The organism is Stenotrophomonas sp. YJH_SMC_16 (assembly GCF_059367875.1).
In genome coordinates, this window is the sequence record NZ_JCAFRH010000001.1 from 834187 (window position 1) to 850444 (window position 16258).

The following is a 16258-nucleotide window of genomic DNA, read 5'->3' on the forward strand; positions in this document are numbered from 1 at the left end:
CGGCTGCGCGTCTCAACGCAGCGCCAGGTCCACGGCGATGCCGGCAAACAGCGCGGCACCCACCCAGTTGTTGTGCAGGAACGCCTTGAAGCACGGGCCGCGCTCGCGGTTGCGGCAGATCCAGAACTCGTAGACCACCAGCACCGTGGCCACCGCCACGCCGGCCAGGTAGTAGCCGCCCAGCCCGCCGCGCACGCCAACCAGCGCCATGGTGGCCAGGAACAGCGCGTACAGCACGCCCTGGATGACCAGGTCCAGGTCGCCGAACAGGATCGCGGTGGAGTGCGAGCCCATCTTCAGGTCGTCCTCGCGGTCGACCATGGCGTACCAGGTGTCGTAGGCGGTGGACCACAGGATGTTGCCGGCATACAGCAGCCAGCCCAGCATCGGCACCTCGCCCTGCACGGCAGCGAACGCCATCGGGATGCCCCAGCCGAACGACATGCCCAGGTAGACCTGCGGCAGGTGGGTGTAGCGCTTCAGGTAGGGGTAGCTGGCGGCCAGGAACACGCCGATGAAGCTCAGGCCGATGGTCAGCCCGTTCATCGTCAGCACCAGGCCGAACGCAACCAGCATCAGCACCGCAAACAGCGCCAGCGCGGCACGGCCACTGATCGCACCGGTGGCCAGCGGGCGCGCCTTGGTGCGCTCTACATGCGGGTCGAGCCAGCGGTCGGCGTAGTCGTTGATGACGCAGCCGGCCGAGCGGGTCAGCCACACACCGGCGGTGAACACGAACAGGGTCCACAGCGGCGGCAGGCCGCCTGCGGCCAGCCACAGCGCCCACCAGGTGGGCCACAGCAGCAGCAGCGTGCCGATCGGGCGATCGGCGCGCATCAGACTCCAGTAATGCCGCCAACGCGGCGTCGCCGGCGACTGCGGCGAAGTGAGGGGGGTATCAGCCATGGCGATAGGATACTCCTGCGCCGGGGGCGAGACTCAGAAACGACAGGGCCCGATGCGCCTGCGCGCACCGGGCCCCGATATCCTGCCCTGCGAAGTGGTCAGGCCTTCTCGTCGGACTTGTACTCGTAATAGCCGTAGCTGTAATAGCCGGTGGCACGTTTCTCGACTGCGTTGAAGATCGCGCCCTTGATCTGCACGCCGTTCTGCTCGAAGCGCTGCAGGGTCAGCTCGATTTCCTTGGCTTGGTTTACGCCGAAACGGGTGACCAGCAGGCTCGAACCGGCATGGGTGGCGACCAGCGCCGGGTCGGTCACGGCCAGAATCGGCGGCGTATCGACGATCACCAAGTCGTACTTGCCGGACATGTCCTGCAGCAGCTGCGCGAAACGCGGGTGCATCAGCAATTCGGCCGGGTTCGGCGGGATGTCGCCACGCACCATGTAGTGCATGTTGTCCAGGCCGGACACCGGATGGATCACGTCATCGACGCTGAGCTTGCCGCCCAGTACGTCCGACAGGCCCTTCTGGTGCGACACACCCAGGATCTTGTGCAGCGTGCCCTTGCGCATGTCGGCGTCGATGACCAGCACGCGCTGGCCTGCCTGCGCGATGACCGCGGCCAGGTTGGTGGACACGAAGGTCTTACCCACGCCCGGGCGCGGGCCCGAGATGGTCAGGATGTTGTTCTTCGCTTCCAGCATGGCGAAGTGCAGGCTGGTACGCAGGCTGCGCAGTGCCTCCACAGTCGGGTCGGCTGGTGCGGATACCGCCAGCAGGTGCTGGCGACCGTCGGCCACCACGCGCGTACCGTGCTTGCCCTTGCGCAGCTTGGGCAGCGTATTGGACACGCTGAGCGGAATGGCGGCGTAGACCGGCAGGCCCAGAGCTTCGATTTCGGCGGGGTCTTCGATGCCCGGGTTGAGCATGCGCTGGAGGAAGACGAAGGCAATCGAAAGGAAGGCACCAAGGAGTGTGGCGATGGCGACGATCAAGGCCTTGCGGGGTGCAACCGGGTTGGCGATGTCAACGATGGCCGGATCGACGATACGCACATTGCCGACCGCTCCCGCGCGGGCCACGTCGAGCTGCTGTGCCTGATTCAACAGCGCCGTATACAGCTCGTTGCTGACCTGAAGGTCGCGGGTGAGGCGAAGCAGTTCCTGCTGGGTTTCCGGGAGATCACCGACCTGCTTCTGGAAACCGCCCTTGCGAGCTTCCAGATCACCGATCTGACGCAGCAGTGCGCGATAGGCCGGATGCTCGCGCGTGAAGCTGCGATCCATCTCAGCCTGCTTCAGGCGCAGCTGCTGGATGCTGGCCTCGACGGCCACTTCCTGTTCCAGCAGCCCTTTGGTCTGCATGGTGATGTCGACTGACTTGGAGCGGGACTGATAGGCGCTCATGGCAGCCTGCGCCTGCTCCACCTGGCGGCGGATGGTCGGCAGCTGGTCCTTCACGAACTGCAGCTGGGACGCGGCTTCGGCCGAGCTGCGATCCACGTTCTGGCGAACGTAGGCGTCGGCTACGTGCTGGACGAGGGCCTCGGCGCGCAGCGGATCAGTGTCCCGGTAGGTCAACAGCAGAATGCCGGAATCCTTGCCCTGCTCGGAAGCCAACAATTCCGTCTGCAGCAGGGCCACTACGTCCAATCGACGCAGCCGGGTCACCTTGAACTGCATACCCGGGTTGGCGCGCAGCGAGTCCACTTCCAGAGTTACGCCTCTGCCCTTGGCCTGGGAGCCGACCTGACCACGCAGCAGCTCATCGCCCTCTTCATCGAACAGGACGAAATCCTTGCCGGTATCGCCAACCTCCAGCAAGAGCGTCGTGTCGATCAGAGTCGCAGGAACGTCCAGTCGCTGGATACCCAAGACCTCCCCACCCCAGCCGTAGCGGGCCATGCCCAGCTTGGGTGCGGCAACGTCGCCTTCATTTTCGGGCTTGAAGCGTCGCTCGATGAAATTTCCGAACAGCGGGAATCGCTTCGGCTCAATCTGGACTTCCAGGTTGAGCTGATCGACGGCCGTACCGATTACGGTGCGCGAGGTCAGCAAGGCCACCTCAGTGGTCGAAGCCGTGCTGCCGCTTCCACCCAACGATGCAAGGTCTGCAAGCCCCGGAATGCTGGGCATCTTCGACTCGACCTGAACCAGCGCCTGCGCCTGATAGATGGGGGCAGCAAGGATCGCGTACAGGGCACCAACAACCATGAAGACCGCGACCGACCCTGCTACCAGCCATTTGCGGTCCAGCAGTGCACCCAGCAGATCTCGCAGGTCGATCTCATCTTCCTTGACAACTCGGGATTCCGATTGCTTCGTCATCGCTTCCACTTCAGTTCAAGAGCAGCGGCATTGGCACCGTCTGCCTGTTGGGTACTCCAGCCTTCGAAGGCTTCGGCTCACACCTGGGGCAACGGTGAGCAACGGGCTTCCACAGCCTGCACACGCCATTGATCGACCATTCGCACGCTTCCCAGGGCCCAGGCGCTCCCCTGCCTAGCCGGTCAGTCTACCCCATTAGGGTACGACGGCGAACCGCAAGCCTCTCGAAAGTGCGCGAGCTGCCACGTGAACGAACATGCCGGTCCTGCCGGAGCAAGCAAAAAGCCCAGCCCGCTGCGGTGTCCATGCCACTGAGCTCCGACTGGCCTGGCGAAAACCTGAACAGCCACGGTCGACAGTCGGGGGGCTCGCCACAGACGCGCCGGCGGGCAACAGCCACCCATGGCAAGCCCGCCGGACGTGCGACGTGTAGTAGGATTCGCGCCTCCAAAAGTTCTCGCCCCGAGCAGAAGGCATCCCGCTGCCTCTGGTTGCCACCGCAGAACAAACTGAATTCTGAATGTGCACAGTAAGAACACCCGCGATGAGGTGCCCTTCAACACCCGGCTCGCCCCGGCCCGTTTTTACCAAGAGTTGATACAAAAGGAATTGAAATGAAAATCGCCGTGGTTGGCACGGGTTACGTTGGACTCTCCAACGCTGTGCTGTTGGCACAGAATCATGAAGTTGTGGCGGTCGACATCGATGCCGATCGTGTGGCGCTGATCAATGCCCGACGCAGCCCCATCGAGGACCGTGAGATTGAAAGCTACCTCGCCACGGGTACGCTCAATCTCACTGCAACGGCAGATGCTCGACAAGCCTACGAGGATACCGAGTTCGTAATCATTGCAACTCCAACCGATTACGACACCGAAACCAATTACTTCGATACCAGTTCAGTTGAATCGGTGATCGCAGACGTCATGGCCGCTAATTCCAATGCGGTCATGGTTGTTAAGTCAACGATTCCCGTCGGCTGCATTGATGCGCTGCGACTGAAGACCGGCAGCGACAAGATTATTTTCTCGCCAGAGTTCCTGCGGGAAGGGAAGGCACTGCATGACAACCTGTATCCCAGCCGTATCATCGTCGGCGAGCGTTCGGAGCGCGCCAGTGTCTTCGCCGAACTCCTGAAAGAAGGCGCCATCCGCAAGGATATGCCGATCCTGTTCACGGATCCGACCGAAGCGGAAGCAATCAAGCTTTTTGCCAACACATTCCTCGCAATGCGCGTCGCGTATTTCAACGAACTTGATACCTACGCGGCAAGCCACAACTTGGATACACGGCAGATCATCGAGGGTGTCGGCATGGACCCCAGGATTGGCAATCACTACAACAATCCCTCGTTCGGCTATGGCGGATACTGCCTCCCCAAGGATACGAAGCAGCTCCTCGCAAACTACAGCAACGTTCCGCAGAACCTCATCCACGCGATCGTGGAGGCGAACCGGACGCGCAAGGACTTCATCGCAGACGAAGTGATAAAGCGGAAGCCCGATGTAGTCGGCATTTACAGGCTGATCATGAAGGCGGGATCGGATAACTTCCGCGCCTCTGCGATACAGGGAGTAATGAAGAGGATCAAGGCGAAGGGCATTCGGGTCATTCTCCACGAACCCACGATCAAGGCCGGCGATTTCTTCAATTCGGCGGTGGTCAACGACCTTGCCGCATTCAAGAGCGAGTCTGACATCATTATTGCAAACCGCGTTGACCAGCAACTGGAAGATGTTCTGGACAAGGTTTACACGCGCGATATTTTCAATAATGACTGAGTAGAGAGAAGCCCTGAAGCAGCCATGGACAGCTCTGAGAAACTGAAAAAAATAACCTATGTCGCGAACCTGTTTCCCTCCAGGAAAAATCCGTCATTCGGGACATTCGTCAAGAACTCCAGCGACGATCTGGCCAAGCGAGGCTGGCAGACCGAAACCATCGTGCTGCCGGAATTTGGCAGTGGACTCAAAGGCTACGCCCTGTTCTATGCCAGCGCCTTCACGAAGCTGCTGAAACAGCGACACCCGGTGTACGTACACTACGTAAGTCATTCCGCTCCACCTGTGATCCTTGCGAAGCTGTTCAACTGGAAGCTCCCGATCATCCTTCATTACCACGGTAGCGACGGGTTCCCAGAGTCGTCCGAAGGCCTGGCACGTAGAGCCCTCAAGCGTCTGGTCTGCAACTCTGCCAATCTTCTGGCTTCTGTTGTCATTGCGCCAAGCAACGGATTTCTCGCACGCCTCCGTTCCAGCTATTCACTTGAGGGCAAGCACTCCTTCGTCAGCCCTTCGGGCGGAGTAGACACAGATGTCTTCCACGACACGGCCTCCGAACCGCGCTCGCTGGACTTGGCCTTTGCAGGTCGAATGATTGCGGGAAAGGGCGGAATGGAAGCGGCACACATCTCACTGCGGGTGCTGCGTACCCGTGCCGACTCCACTGCATTGTTCGTCGGCGCAGGACCGGAGCGAGAGCAGATGCAGCTACTACTCGCCGAATACATTGCTTCGGGCCGCGTTAGGTTTCTCCCTGCCCTGCCACAAGCGGAACTGGCACAGGTTTACAGAACGGCAAGGGTCTTCCTCTTTCCCTCCACAAGAAAGGGTGAATCACTTGGCTTGACCTGGGTCGAGGCCGCCATGTGTGGAGCGCTACCGCTGGTACTTCGCAATGGCATTACAGAGAATCTGCTTCCGCCAGAAATGAGCCAGCAGCTATCGGCACAGGGTGTGGACATGCTGGCCGAACGTACACTGTATTTCCTTGCGGATGGCGCAGCCCGTGATGATGCCGTCGCAACCATTCAATCGACACTGGCCATGGACTACAGCTCCGACGAAGTGAGTTCAAAGCTGGACGCGTTCCTGACAGATGCCTTCCAAACAACCGGAGCAATGAATTGAAGAAGCGAGCAATCGCAGCAGCGTCATTTGGAGGGCACTGGGTTCAGCTGCTTCGCATGAGACCGCTGTTTGACAGGTATGACACCACCTATGTCTCGACCCGTGCCGAACTACAAACCATGGTCGACGGACAGAAGTTCCGGGTCGTGAACGACGCCGCCGCGGAATCAAAGCTGAAACTGCTGATTACGTTCGCACGAGCGCTCTGGATCGTGCTTCGCGTCCGTCCCCATGTGATCGTCTCGACCGGCGCTGCGCCTGGATTCGCTCTGCTGTTCTGGGGCCACATTCTGGGCGCAAAGACCGTTTGGGTGGACAGCATCGCAAATGCCGAAGAGATGTCGCGGAGCGGCCGGCTCGCAAAGCGCTTTGCCACACTGTGGCTTTCTCAATGGGAGGATGTCGCCAGCCGCGCGGGCGCCCAGTACATGGGGCGGGTCATATGATTCTGGTGACAGTGGGGACGCAGTTTGGCTTTGATCGACTCATCCAGTGGATGGATCTGTGGGCAGTCGCACATCCCGATGTAGACGTGTTCGCCCAGATCGGCGACGGCGATTTCCAGCCTGCCCATATGCGCTGGACCAGGGAGATCTCGCCAATGGAATTTCCATCGGTGATATCGACGGCGTCCGTGATCGTCTCGCATGCAGGCATGGGAACGATCATTTCCGCCAATCTCTCATCCAAGACAATCATCATCGTTCCCCGGCGCGCGGACCTTGGCGAGCACAGGAACGAGCACCAGCTCGCCACTGCGCGCCGCTTCAGTGACCTGCCAGGATGCCGCGTGGCCGAGACCCAGGAACAGCTTGACGCCCACCTGGCCAATCTGGATTCATCCGTCTCAGCCTCGATGGGTGCCGCAGCAGGGGACCTCAGCCAGAGGATTTTCGAATTCCTCGAGCGGGAGCCTTCCGCTTGAAGTCATCAATGCTCTCCAGACTGCTCGGAATTTCGGGAATGCGCGGCGTAGGTGCCGTTTTTACATTCCTGGTCAGCCTTCTTGTTGGCAGATTGCTGGATATCGACGATGCGGGTCGCGTCCTCTGGGCCATAGCGGCAACATCGCTCCTCGCTGTTTTCGCCAGAGCCGGCCTCGACAAGGCGTTCATGAAGCTGGGCGCGGTCGAGTCACGTAGTACGGATGCACGAAGCGCAGCCGGCTTGGTAATTGCCGCGTATGGACTGCGCATCGTCGTCGGTGCTGTCGCGCTCGCCATTCTGCTTGTGGCATACGGTGCCTGGCTCGATTCGACCATGCACTGGGATGCAAATCTTCTGTGCCTTGCAATCCTGTCCATCGCCATTGCAGGTATCGCGCTCGCCAACGCTGCTGGCACTGCTGCGATAGGCAGCGGTGCAGCAGTCCACGGAACCGCGACCATCTCCGTACTGCCATCAGCCATCGCCTTGGCCGCGTTGGCAATCCTGCTTTTTCCTCTGGCGTACGCACCTTCCGCGCTCATCTTCTCCATCGCCTACACGGGCGGCTGGCTGCTTGCGGCTGCATTCGCCATCCTGACCCTGAGGCCCCCAGCTTCGGGCCCGAAAAGCGCCAAGGTGAGAATTGCGGAAGGTGAAACCCGACCGTTTGCGGTCATTGGCATGTCCAATACGCTCGAACAATGGCTTCCAACCTTCATCGCGGGCATTTTTCTCTCCTCAGCGGATGCCGCAGGCTTTGCGCTGAGTGCGCGCCTGGTCGCGATAATCCAGCTTCTGATGGTATCCGCCACATCGGTTTATGCACGCACATATGCCACAACCAGCATCAAGGATCTGCGGGGCGTTGCAGCAAGTGCCTCGCGAAGCATTTCCCTGATCGGCCTGCCGGCAATCATTTTGCTTTTCATATTTGCCCCCCAAGCACTGTCAATATTCGGGCCCGAATACTCGCAATCCAGCACCCTCTTGCGGATACTGCTGCTCGGCCAAGCCGCAAACATGGTAATGGGTACCTTCTCGGTTGCACTTATCATGCACAATCAGGTATCACGTGTTGCCGGAATATTCGCCGCCAGCTCTGCAATCCAGCTGGCAGTGGCACTGACAGCCGCCTATATTGGATCCGCCACCCTGCTCGCCGCATCATCGGTGGCAGCTGTATTGATCCATACCACTGCCTGCGCATTCACGGTTGCGCGGATAACCCGAAGCACGGGTTTGAACCAGACCGGCACTAGTGGGTCTGAACGCGGTACCGAAAAGTGAGCATGGATGCACCGGGTCGACAGAACAATGATTAACAGCCGAATCACCACAGATTCGCCCGGCCGATCAGCCTGGCAGACGACCAATTCAGTTCCGGCGATCGTGGCGCAGTTGATACTGCTGCTTACGCCGTTCCTGATCGTTGTGGATACCATGAACGGCGCCCTCATGCGAGGAATTGGCATTTCCGGGCTATCCCAGGCATTCAAGGTCGCGTACCTGCTGCTGCTGTTCATATACAGCGCACGGACCAGATCTGGATTGCTGACGATCTGCGCCTGTTTGCTGAGCAACATCATTTTCGTTGCCATCCATATCGTCCCGAATGGCACCTTGGAGGCGCTCACCTCGGATGTCCAGTGGCTGCTCAGGTTCAACATCGTCTGGCTGGGATACCACGTTTTCAAGCAACTCTTGGACCGTGGCCGAATCGGTCTATCGTGGATCTACAAGTGCATCGCCTTCGTGTCAGCCGTACTCTTCATCAACCTGATGCTTGGCACTCTCGGTTTTGGCTACTCGCAGTATGGCAAGTACAGTGATTCCGAGCAGATCGGCGCCGTCGGCTTCATCTATGCCGGCAATGAGATGTCATTCCTTCTACTGCTGTGTCAGGTTGTCCTGTGCGGAATTACCTATCACAGCCAGAACCGATCAAGCATGGTGAAGTACCTTCTGATCTGTGCGGTTTTCTTTGTGGCGTCCGTTCTCAAAGCAACCAAGGCCGCCATGCTGGGGTCTCTGATCATTTCCTTTGCATTCCCCGCAATCGAGTTCGCCAGAGGACTTCTTACCTTCAAGATGTCGTCCCTGAAGGCGCTTGCGATAGGCGTATTCTCTGCAATCATTGCCATTGCAGCTGCGCCATTCGCTATTTCCCTGATCGAACGCACCGGGCTGCTGGCGCGCATGGAGTACTTCTTCGACGAATTTGGTCTTTTGTTCGTCATCTTCAGCGGAAGAGACCAGTTTGCCCGGGATTTCCTCGATAACGTGTGGGCCAACTACAACATTGTAGAATCGCTGTTCGGACCCGGCCGGCACGAGATGCTTGTTCGGTTGGGGCACCCCGTTGAGATCGATGTCCTGGACATCCTCGGCGGATTTGGAATCACAGGCCTCGTGATCTACTACCTGCCCTATCTTGCGCTCTTCTTTAAATCCACCACTGCACTATTGAGGAAGAGTCCAGCCCTTTCCACTGGCCTGGTTTTTTCCACCATACTACTGGCGGTCAGTGTCACTGCAGGACACGTCATCTATAGCGGACTTGCGGCACCTTACATGGCACTGTGCATGGGGTTTTTCGCCTGGTGGCGCACCCCAGACTTCAACGCAGCGGCGCGGTGACGCCCATTGGGCACTGAAGACCCATGCCCATTGCTGACAATCGGCTACGGATCATTCAGAACAGGCTACAGGACATGAATTGCTGGAACGAGAACCCCGTAATTGTTCGCGCGGCCATCCTCCTGCTCATTGCGGCGGCTCCGCTCAGTGCAGGCTGCGTGCGGGCCAGCCAAGCGTCTCTAGATGGGATTCCGGAGCTTCAACGTGAGGCCCCTTTCAGCTACTCGATAAAGACGACGCCTTCACTTCGAGCAGCCGGCTCAGGCAACGCCTCAGACGCGGGAAGCGGCACGACTTACGATTTCGACTGGAGAATGGCTGACTGGGACGGTACGCGCGCCACAAAGGGCACTGAACTCAGAACAAAGCCGATGCCTTGGCTCAAGGAGCAGTGGTTATCCTTCAAATTCTTTGCAGACGAGAAGTATTTTGCAGGTGATTCACGGTTCTCAATCATCCTGCAGTACCACAGCATGCCTGACATCGACCTCGGAGAAGAGTGGCGAAACCCCGTTTCCAGTTTCGTCATTCGCGGCCGGAACATCCAGTATGACTACCGGTCAAGCAGTGAGCGGGTCACCCCCAAAGACGCGTCTGGATTCATCTACACCAACAAGGGGACTGTTCAACTCGGCGCTGTCAGATTCGGCCAATGGAACGAGGTAGTCGTCCATCAGACGTTTGATTACTACAACGGGCATATCAAGATATGGATGAACGGTAAAGCCTTTGAACAGACCGGCGGCATAGGGTTCAACGACAGGCGCGGGTTGTTCGTAAAGTTCGGGCTCTACTGCCCAGAGCGCTCCGATCTTGCTGAGAAGCGCATCTCGTTCCGCGACGTACGAATGATACCCGCGAAGCCAAATGACCCGATTCCAGGTACCGAGGAAGCTGCCTTCAGGCAGCTCGGGGTCACGAGAGGCTAGCTGACTGTGTTGAGGTCGGCTGACAGGCATGCATAGTCAGACGCGACTGGGATCAGCGCGGACCAGGTCAAGCAGTCACTGGGCCAGCAGTTGGTACTTCGGGAAAAACTACGTACAATCCTCAGATTGGGAGCACCAGTCTCGCTCTCTGCAGTACAACGCGCCCGTAGCTCAGCCGGATAGAGTAGTGGCTTCCGAAGCCATTGGTCGGGGGTTCGAATCCCTCCGGGCGCGCCATCTTCCCTTGCTCCAGTCTGCCCTTGCAGACCTCGCCCCCCAGCAGGACGTCTCCCCAGCAGCATCCGGTATCCCAGATGCCCCACCGCCAGGCGCTTCAGCTGGCGACACAGACCCATGGCCAACCGGCCGCGCGCGTCCCCGTCACTCAACCCCATACAACGCCCGCACCCCAGCATCCCTCTCAACCAGATGCATGCGGAACACCTGAGTCGCATCCCGCGACCAGCTCCCCTCCAGCCTCCGCCACGACGCCACATCCACCCTCGGCAGCTTCCGCTCCGGGTAGTAGACCCGGCGGCCATCGCCCGAGAAGTGTCCGCCCAGCAGCCACCAGCACGCGGAATCCCCCCGGGCAGCGGCTTGCCATCGCAGTAGACATTTCTGTCATCAGGGGCGAACAGCGGGTCCTCCGCCACCACCTGCAGCAGATCCCCACGCAGGCAGTGCTCATCCGCCGCCCGCAGTACCAGCCGCCATGGTCGTCGCCCCCGTAGCCGCCGCCTAGTTCGCGGAACGTCGTGCAATCTGCCCCGGCCAACGCCTTCAGCGAGGTCTCGTGCTCGAAGTAGACGGCGTGGTTGTCCAGCCAGTGCGCGCCAGATTGACGAAAGCTGTCGCGGTCGATGGAGGTCTGCCGGGTCCAGGCATGGTAGACCGCGTGTGCATCGCGGCCGATGAAGTGGTGCGCCGGCATGAGCTCGAAACTGGCCGCGTCGGGCTTGCGCAGCAGCCCGCCCTGGTGGAAGACCTGGCCTTTGTGGATACGCCAGAATTCGATGCCGTAGGGGCCGACGAATCGCTGGTCAGGAAGTTCGCCGATCTTCTGCCATGGCATGGTCTGGGGCTCCGCCAGTGGTGGGGCCGCTAGTTCAATGCGGTCGGCGGGAAAAACAATGCACCGATGCAGACGGCAACGCCGGGCATGCGCGGCGTTGCCGTTGATGTGCAGATCAGTACTTCCCATCAAACGCAAAAATCGGCTTGCGCTGCTTCCACGCACCAGCGGTGAAGTCCGGGAACTCCAGCGTCTGGAAGCTGTTGGCGATCGACTGCTCGCTCAGCGGCGTGATCGCACTCCAGGTCACCGCGTCGTAGATGTCGATCGGCATCGGCGCCTTGGCCTTCAGCGCTTCCACAAACGCGTGGATGACGAACCAGTCCATGCCACCGTGGCCAGCGCTGGCGGCGGTGTCGGCATTCTGCTTCCACAGCGGATGCTCGTATTCGTCCTGGTACTTCTTGAACTCTTCCCACTGGTGCGGCGGGCTGCGGCCTTCGATGTGGATCGAATGGTTCACATCCATCCACAGGCCCTTGGTGCCCTGCACGCGGAAGCCCATCGAGTACGGGCGCGGCAGCGAGGTGTCGTGCTGCAGCAGGATGGTCTCGCCGTTCTCGCAGGCCAGCGTGGTGGTGACGATATCGCCGAGCTTGAACTTCACCTTGGTGCTGGGGTGGGTGGTGCCACCACTCTTGGCCACGGTGTATTCGTGCAGGCCGCGTGCCTTGGTCGCGAACGCGTTGATGTGGGTGAAGCGGTTGCCACGGTTGATGCCGGTGTACATCGCGCACGGGCCGATGCCGTGGCTGGGGTACAGCTCGCCGTTGCGTTCCACCGAATGCTCGGTGCGCCAGCGTGCTTCGCTCCAGCCCTTGGGGCCGAATTCCACGCCGCTGTCGTAGGGCTGGTTCGGGTCGCCGGAATTGAACTTCACGCCACGCAGGTCGTGCTGGTAGCCGGCCTGCAGGTGCACCAGCTCCCCGAACAGGCCCTGGCGCACCATCTGCAGCGCGGCCATCACGTCGCGGCGGTAGCAGACGTTTTCCAGCAGCATGTACGGGGTGCCGGTGGACAGCTGCGTCTTCAGCACGTCCCAGTGGTCCTGCAGGGTGATGCCGGCCACCACTTCACAGCCCACGGCCACGCCGGCCTGCATCGCGGCAATCGCCATCGGCGCGTGGTATTCCCACGGCGTGGCGATGATCACGCCATCGATGCCCTTCTGATCCAGCAGGCGCTTCCAGGCATTGGTGTCGCGATCTTGGCCGTAGGTCTTCGGGGCCGGCTTGCCGGCCTTGGTCACCATCTCCACGGCGCGGCCGAGCATGATCGGCTCGATATCGCAGACGGCGACCACCTCGACGTCGTCGCGGCGCACCAGTTCCTTCAGCAGCACCAGGCCACGCATGCCGGTACCGATCATGGCCAGGCGCACCTTGCGCCCGCGTGCCCATGCCGGGGTCTGCGGCAGCAGGCTGCTGGCGGCGACAGCGGCACTGGCCGCGATGAATTCCCTACGCTTCATGGCAAACATCTCTCCTCTTGGCAGCGAGCCGGCCGCAGCCGGCACGCCAGGTCACGCAAACGGAATTACTTGAACCGGTAGCCGATGGTCACACTGTAACCACGACCAAAGATGGTTGCGTAGTCACTGGAGTCACCCAGGAAGCTGTTCGGATCGTAGAACGGCAGGCGATCGAACAGGTTCTTGACGGTGAAGCTCAGGTTCCACGCATCATCCGGGCGCCAGGTGACACTCATGTTGGCGGTCCACCACGACGGCGCACCGTCGCACTTGCTCTTCTGCAGCGCCAGGTAGCCGCCGGTGCAGGTTTCCTTGTTGTTGCTCACCTCATCAACCTGGTCGGTGGCCCACTTGGTGCCGCCCACGTAGTTGACGAACATGCTGGTGGTGACCTGCTTGTAGGTCCAGTCGGCATTGAGCGTGGCACGCAGGCGCGGGTTGTTGTAGTAGCCCACCACGTCGCCGTAGTACCAGCCGTTGGCTTCATCCATGTAGAAGCGGTTGCGGTTGGCGATGGTGGCGGCCAGACCGATGTTCAGGTTGCCCCAGTCACCCAGCGAGAAGCGGCTGCGTGCATCGATGTCGAAGCCGTCGATCAGCGTCTTGCCACGGTTCTTGTACTGGCCCACCACGCTGGCCACGTTGCCGGCGGAGTAGCCCGGCAGCACCGACGGGCAGCTCACGCCACTGGCCGGGTCGGCACACATCGCCGCCAGCTGCGCCAGGTTGGCGCGGTCACTGTCGGTGATCGGCGAGCGCGACGAGGAGATGATGTCTTCCATGCGGCGGTAGTCTGGCGCGACGATTTCATTGTCGCGATAGATGAACCAGTAGTCGGCCGACACCGACAGCCAGGTCGCCGGCTCGTAGACGAAGCCGAGAGTGGCGATCTTGGCCTTCTCCGGCTTCAGGTTCTTGTTCGGCTGGGTCATGCGCGCCACGGTGCGGCTGCAATCCACGTTCAGCAGGTTCTTGCCCAGGTCGACATCGCCCGGACGCTGCGAGCGCAGCAGCAGGTTGGCGATGGCGTTGGTCTCGTTGCAGCGCAGCTCGTCGCGGTAGCCACCCAGCTGCGCGAACACGCCGCCGTTGCCGGATTCGGCCAGGCTCGGTGCACGGAAACCGGTCGAGTAGGTACCGCGCAGCATCAGCTGGTCGAACGCCTGGTACTTGAAGCCGATCTTCGGCGCCACATTGGCGCTGAAGTTCGGATACTTGTCCACGCGCACCGCCGCATCCAGTTCCAGCTTGTCGGTGATCGGCGCCACGGTCTCGGCGAACAGCGCGTAGGTGTTGCGCTTGCCGTCGAACCAGGAACCGCCCTGCTGGGTGATCAGACCGTTGGCTGCATCGGCGTTGCCCGGAGTGTAGAAGGTTTCGCGGCTGGCGTTGAAGCCGAATGCCGCACGCATCTCACCAGCCGGCAGCTGGAACAGCGGGCCTTCGATCTTGCCGTCGAGGGTGTGCAGGCGGGTCCACGACTGGATGTCGAAGGTCGGGAACGCTTCACGGATCAGTGCGGCGTTGGCTTCGCTGATCTCGCCGAACTTGTACGCCGGGTGGTCGGAGATGATCACGCGGCCGGTGCCCGGATCGATCGTGTACGGGCCGAAGGCCTTCTCGAAGCCCTTGGTGTTGACGTTGATCGTCTGGTAGGTGGTGGAGTGGGTGCCGGCACTGGCGAACGCGGTTTCCCAGTTCCAGTCACCGCGGTTGCCACGCGCGCCGGCCAGCACGCGGTAGCTCTTGTCGGTATTGCGCTGGCCGAAGTAGTTCGGGCCGGCATCCTGCAGCAGGTAGTTCAGGCCGACCACGCCGCCCATCATGGCCTTCATCTGCGGGCTGGCGTGGTTGTACTCGTTGTTCGGGCCCAGGAACGGGTACAGGAACTGGTTGACGGTGTTGCCGGTGTTGCGCGAGAACCAGCTGGTCGGGTTGCCGGTGGTGGTGCCGTAGGTGCGCGGCGTGCCGCCGTTGGCGCGCAGGTCGATGTCGGTGTAGGTCGCCTCGGCGAAGATCTCGGTGCTGTCACCCACCAGGAAAGTGCCGTTGAGGTAGGCGGTATTGCGCTCGGACTTGGCGCCGGCATCGATCTCGTTGTTCATCCAGGTTTCCCAGACGCAACGCGGACCGGCCGCTTCACTGGTCAGCACGTTCTTGCAGCCCGGCGCGGCTTCCTGCACGCGGCGGCCGGTGACCGGATCGAAGGCGAAGTAAGTGCCCGGATTGAATTCACCCGGCTTGCTGCCCACGCCCAGGCGCAGGTTGTTGAGGTAGTTCGGATTATTGACGTAGTACTGGTCGGGCCGCTTGTCGTAGAAATCGCTCAGCGGAATCGCGTCGCGGCGGTACATGTTGACCGCACCGTAGATGTTGAAGCGGTTCTCGGCCAGGTCACCGAAGCCGGCGGTGATGCTGGCCTGGCGCTCGCCGTAGGAGTCGATGCGCGAGGAGGTGTCGTTGGTGAAGCTGACCTCGGCGCCCTGGAAGTTGCGCTTGGTGATCACGTTGATCACGCCGGCCACCGCGTCGGTGCCGTACACCGCCGACGCGCCGTCGGTCAGCACTTCCATGCGTTCGATGGCCGCAGCCGGGATCGCGTCGATGTTGACGAACTGGGTCTGGAAGCCGGCCGGTGCACCGTAGTACGACAGGCGACGACCATTCAGCAGCACCAGCGTTCCCTGGGCACCGAGGCCGCGCAGATTGGCCTGCGAGGCACCGTCGGAACCGGTGAACAACGAACGCGCATCCTGCTGCGCCGGACGTGCGGCAGGCAGGTTGTCGAGCACCTGCAACAGCGTGCGCGCACCCATGTTCTGGATGTCCTGCTTGCTGATCACCTGCACCGGCGAGGCGGTTTCAACGTCGGTGCGGCGGATGTTGGAGCCAGTGACCTCGATGCGGGCCAGGTCGGTGGCCTTGTCCTTGCTCTCCTGGGCGAAGGCAGGAACGGCGACCGACAGCAGCACGCCGGCGATGGCCAGCGACAGCGGAGCGATCGAACGACAGGGGGGGCGGTGGTGGCGGGCGGGCAACATCGGGGTTCTCTCCTGGCAGGGGTGCGGCGCGAATGGTGA

Annotated in this window: 12 protein-coding genes and 1 tRNA gene; 8 read left to right on the plus strand and 5 right to left on the minus strand. The window is 61.0% G+C overall.

Annotation, left to right across the window (positions count from 1 at the left end; translation table 11 throughout):
* Nucleotides 1–12 precede the first annotated feature (12 nt).
* The gene (ubiA, locus tag AC5P6E_RS03760; protein WP_019336794.1) at nucleotides 13–906 is read right to left on the minus strand and encodes a 4-hydroxybenzoate octaprenyltransferase; all 894 of its coding nucleotides are present in this window, start codon (nucleotides 904–906) and stop codon (nucleotides 13–15) included.
* A 98-nt stretch (nucleotides 907–1004) separates the two neighbouring features.
* Nucleotides 1005–3230 carry a polysaccharide biosynthesis tyrosine autokinase gene (locus AC5P6E_RS03765; RefSeq protein ID WP_019336795.1) on the minus strand — a complete coding sequence of 742 codons (2226 nt, stop codon included), beginning with the start codon at nucleotides 3228–3230 and terminating at the stop codon, nucleotides 1005–1007.
* A gap of 614 nt (nucleotides 3231–3844) precedes the next feature.
* Between AC5P6E_RS03765 and AC5P6E_RS03770 the strand changes: the two genes are divergently transcribed.
* From AC5P6E_RS03770 to AC5P6E_RS03805, 8 genes are all read left to right on the plus strand, one after another.
* Nucleotides 3845–5011 (plus strand): nucleotide sugar dehydrogenase, encoded by a 1167-nt coding sequence (locus AC5P6E_RS03770; protein WP_019336796.1) that lies wholly within the window; start codon nucleotides 3845–3847, stop codon nucleotides 5009–5011.
* Nucleotides 5012–5035: 24 nt separating this feature from the next.
* Nucleotides 5036–6139 carry a glycosyltransferase family 4 protein gene (locus tag AC5P6E_RS03775; RefSeq protein WP_019336797.1) on the plus strand — a complete coding sequence of 368 codons (1104 nt, stop codon included), beginning with the start codon at nucleotides 5036–5038 and terminating at the stop codon, nucleotides 6137–6139.
* A gap of 56 nt (nucleotides 6140–6195) precedes the next feature.
* Nucleotides 6196–6585: a glycosyltransferase family protein gene (locus AC5P6E_RS03780; protein WP_019336798.1), complete on the plus strand. Its 390-nt coding sequence runs from the start codon at nucleotides 6196–6198 to the stop codon at nucleotides 6583–6585.
* Nucleotides 6582–7064 carry a glycosyltransferase gene (locus tag AC5P6E_RS03785; RefSeq protein WP_019336799.1) on the plus strand — a complete coding sequence of 161 codons (483 nt, stop codon included), beginning with the start codon at nucleotides 6582–6584 and terminating at the stop codon, nucleotides 7062–7064. Before AC5P6E_RS03780 ends, AC5P6E_RS03785 begins: the two co-directional genes overlap by 4 nt.
* Nucleotides 7065–7072: 8 nt before the next feature.
* Nucleotides 7073–8353: a lipopolysaccharide biosynthesis protein gene (locus tag AC5P6E_RS03790; protein WP_019336800.1), complete on the plus strand. Its 1281-nt coding sequence runs from the start codon at nucleotides 7073–7075 to the stop codon at nucleotides 8351–8353.
* A gap of 6 nt (nucleotides 8354–8359) precedes the next feature.
* Nucleotides 8360–9703 carry an O-antigen ligase family protein gene (locus AC5P6E_RS03795; RefSeq protein WP_100041134.1) on the plus strand — a complete coding sequence of 448 codons (1344 nt, stop codon included), beginning with the start codon at nucleotides 8360–8362 and terminating at the stop codon, nucleotides 9701–9703.
* A gap of 23 nt (nucleotides 9704–9726) precedes the next feature.
* Nucleotides 9727–10632 (plus strand): heparin lyase I family protein, encoded by a 906-nt coding sequence (locus tag AC5P6E_RS03800; RefSeq protein ID WP_019336802.1) that lies wholly within the window; start codon nucleotides 9727–9729, stop codon nucleotides 10630–10632.
* Nucleotides 10633–10792: 160 nt separating this feature from the next.
* Nucleotides 10793–10869, plus strand: a tRNA-Arg gene (locus AC5P6E_RS03805).
* 184 nt (nucleotides 10870–11053) lie between these two features.
* On the opposite strand, the gene AC5P6E_RS03810 is transcribed toward AC5P6E_RS03805, so the two are convergent.
* The 3 genes from AC5P6E_RS03810 to AC5P6E_RS03820 all read right to left on the minus strand — a co-directional run bounded on the left by AC5P6E_RS03810 (nucleotide 11054) and on the right by AC5P6E_RS03820 (nucleotide 16219).
* Nucleotides 11054–11836 carry a DKNYY domain-containing protein gene (locus AC5P6E_RS03810; RefSeq protein WP_192810355.1) on the minus strand — a complete coding sequence of 261 codons (783 nt, stop codon included), beginning with the start codon at nucleotides 11834–11836 and terminating at the stop codon, nucleotides 11054–11056.
* Complete coding sequence (locus AC5P6E_RS03815; protein ID WP_029550691.1) at nucleotides 11823–13178, minus strand: Gfo/Idh/MocA family protein; 1356 nt, start codon at nucleotides 13176–13178, stop codon at nucleotides 11823–11825. Before AC5P6E_RS03815 ends, AC5P6E_RS03810 begins: the two co-directional genes overlap by 14 nt.
* Before the next feature lie 65 nt (nucleotides 13179–13243).
* The gene (locus tag AC5P6E_RS03820) at nucleotides 13244–16219 is read right to left on the minus strand and encodes a TonB-dependent receptor domain-containing protein (protein ID WP_235652250.1); all 2976 of its coding nucleotides are present in this window, start codon (nucleotides 16217–16219) and stop codon (nucleotides 13244–13246) included.
* Nucleotides 16220–16258 lie beyond the last annotated feature (39 nt).

Bases quoted from the DNA above. Each gene is read 5' to 3' on its own strand.
- AC5P6E_RS03810 (WP_192810355.1), bottom strand. From the start codon at position 11,836: ATGGGAAGTACTGATCTGCACATCAACGGCAACGCCGCGCATGCCCGG.
- AC5P6E_RS03820 (WP_235652250.1), bottom strand. From the start codon at position 16,219: ATGTTGCCCGCCCGCCACCACCGCCCCCCCTGTCGTTCGATCGCTCCG.
- AC5P6E_RS03800 (WP_019336802.1), top strand. From the start codon at position 9,727: ATGCCCATTGCTGACAATCGGCTACGGATCATTCAGAACAGGCTACAG.
- AC5P6E_RS03815 (WP_029550691.1), bottom strand. From the start codon at position 13,178: ATGAAGCGTAGGGAATTCATCGCGGCCAGTGCCGCTGTCGCCGCCAGC.
- AC5P6E_RS03790 (WP_019336800.1), top strand. From the start codon at position 7,073: ATGCTCTCCAGACTGCTCGGAATTTCGGGAATGCGCGGCGTAGGTGCC.
- AC5P6E_RS03785 (WP_019336799.1), top strand. From the start codon at position 6,582: ATGATTCTGGTGACAGTGGGGACGCAGTTTGGCTTTGATCGACTCATC.
- ubiA (WP_019336794.1), bottom strand. From the start codon at position 906: ATGGCTGATACCCCCCTCACTTCGCCGCAGTCGCCGGCGACGCCGCGT.
- AC5P6E_RS03770 (WP_019336796.1), top strand. From the start codon at position 3,845: ATGAAAATCGCCGTGGTTGGCACGGGTTACGTTGGACTCTCCAACGCT.
- AC5P6E_RS03780 (WP_019336798.1), top strand. From the start codon at position 6,196: ATGAGACCGCTGTTTGACAGGTATGACACCACCTATGTCTCGACCCGT.
- AC5P6E_RS03775 (WP_019336797.1), top strand. From the start codon at position 5,036: ATGGACAGCTCTGAGAAACTGAAAAAAATAACCTATGTCGCGAACCTG.
- AC5P6E_RS03795 (WP_100041134.1), top strand. From the start codon at position 8,360: ATGCACCGGGTCGACAGAACAATGATTAACAGCCGAATCACCACAGAT.
- AC5P6E_RS03765 (WP_019336795.1), bottom strand. From the start codon at position 3,230: ATGACGAAGCAATCGGAATCCCGAGTTGTCAAGGAAGATGAGATCGAC.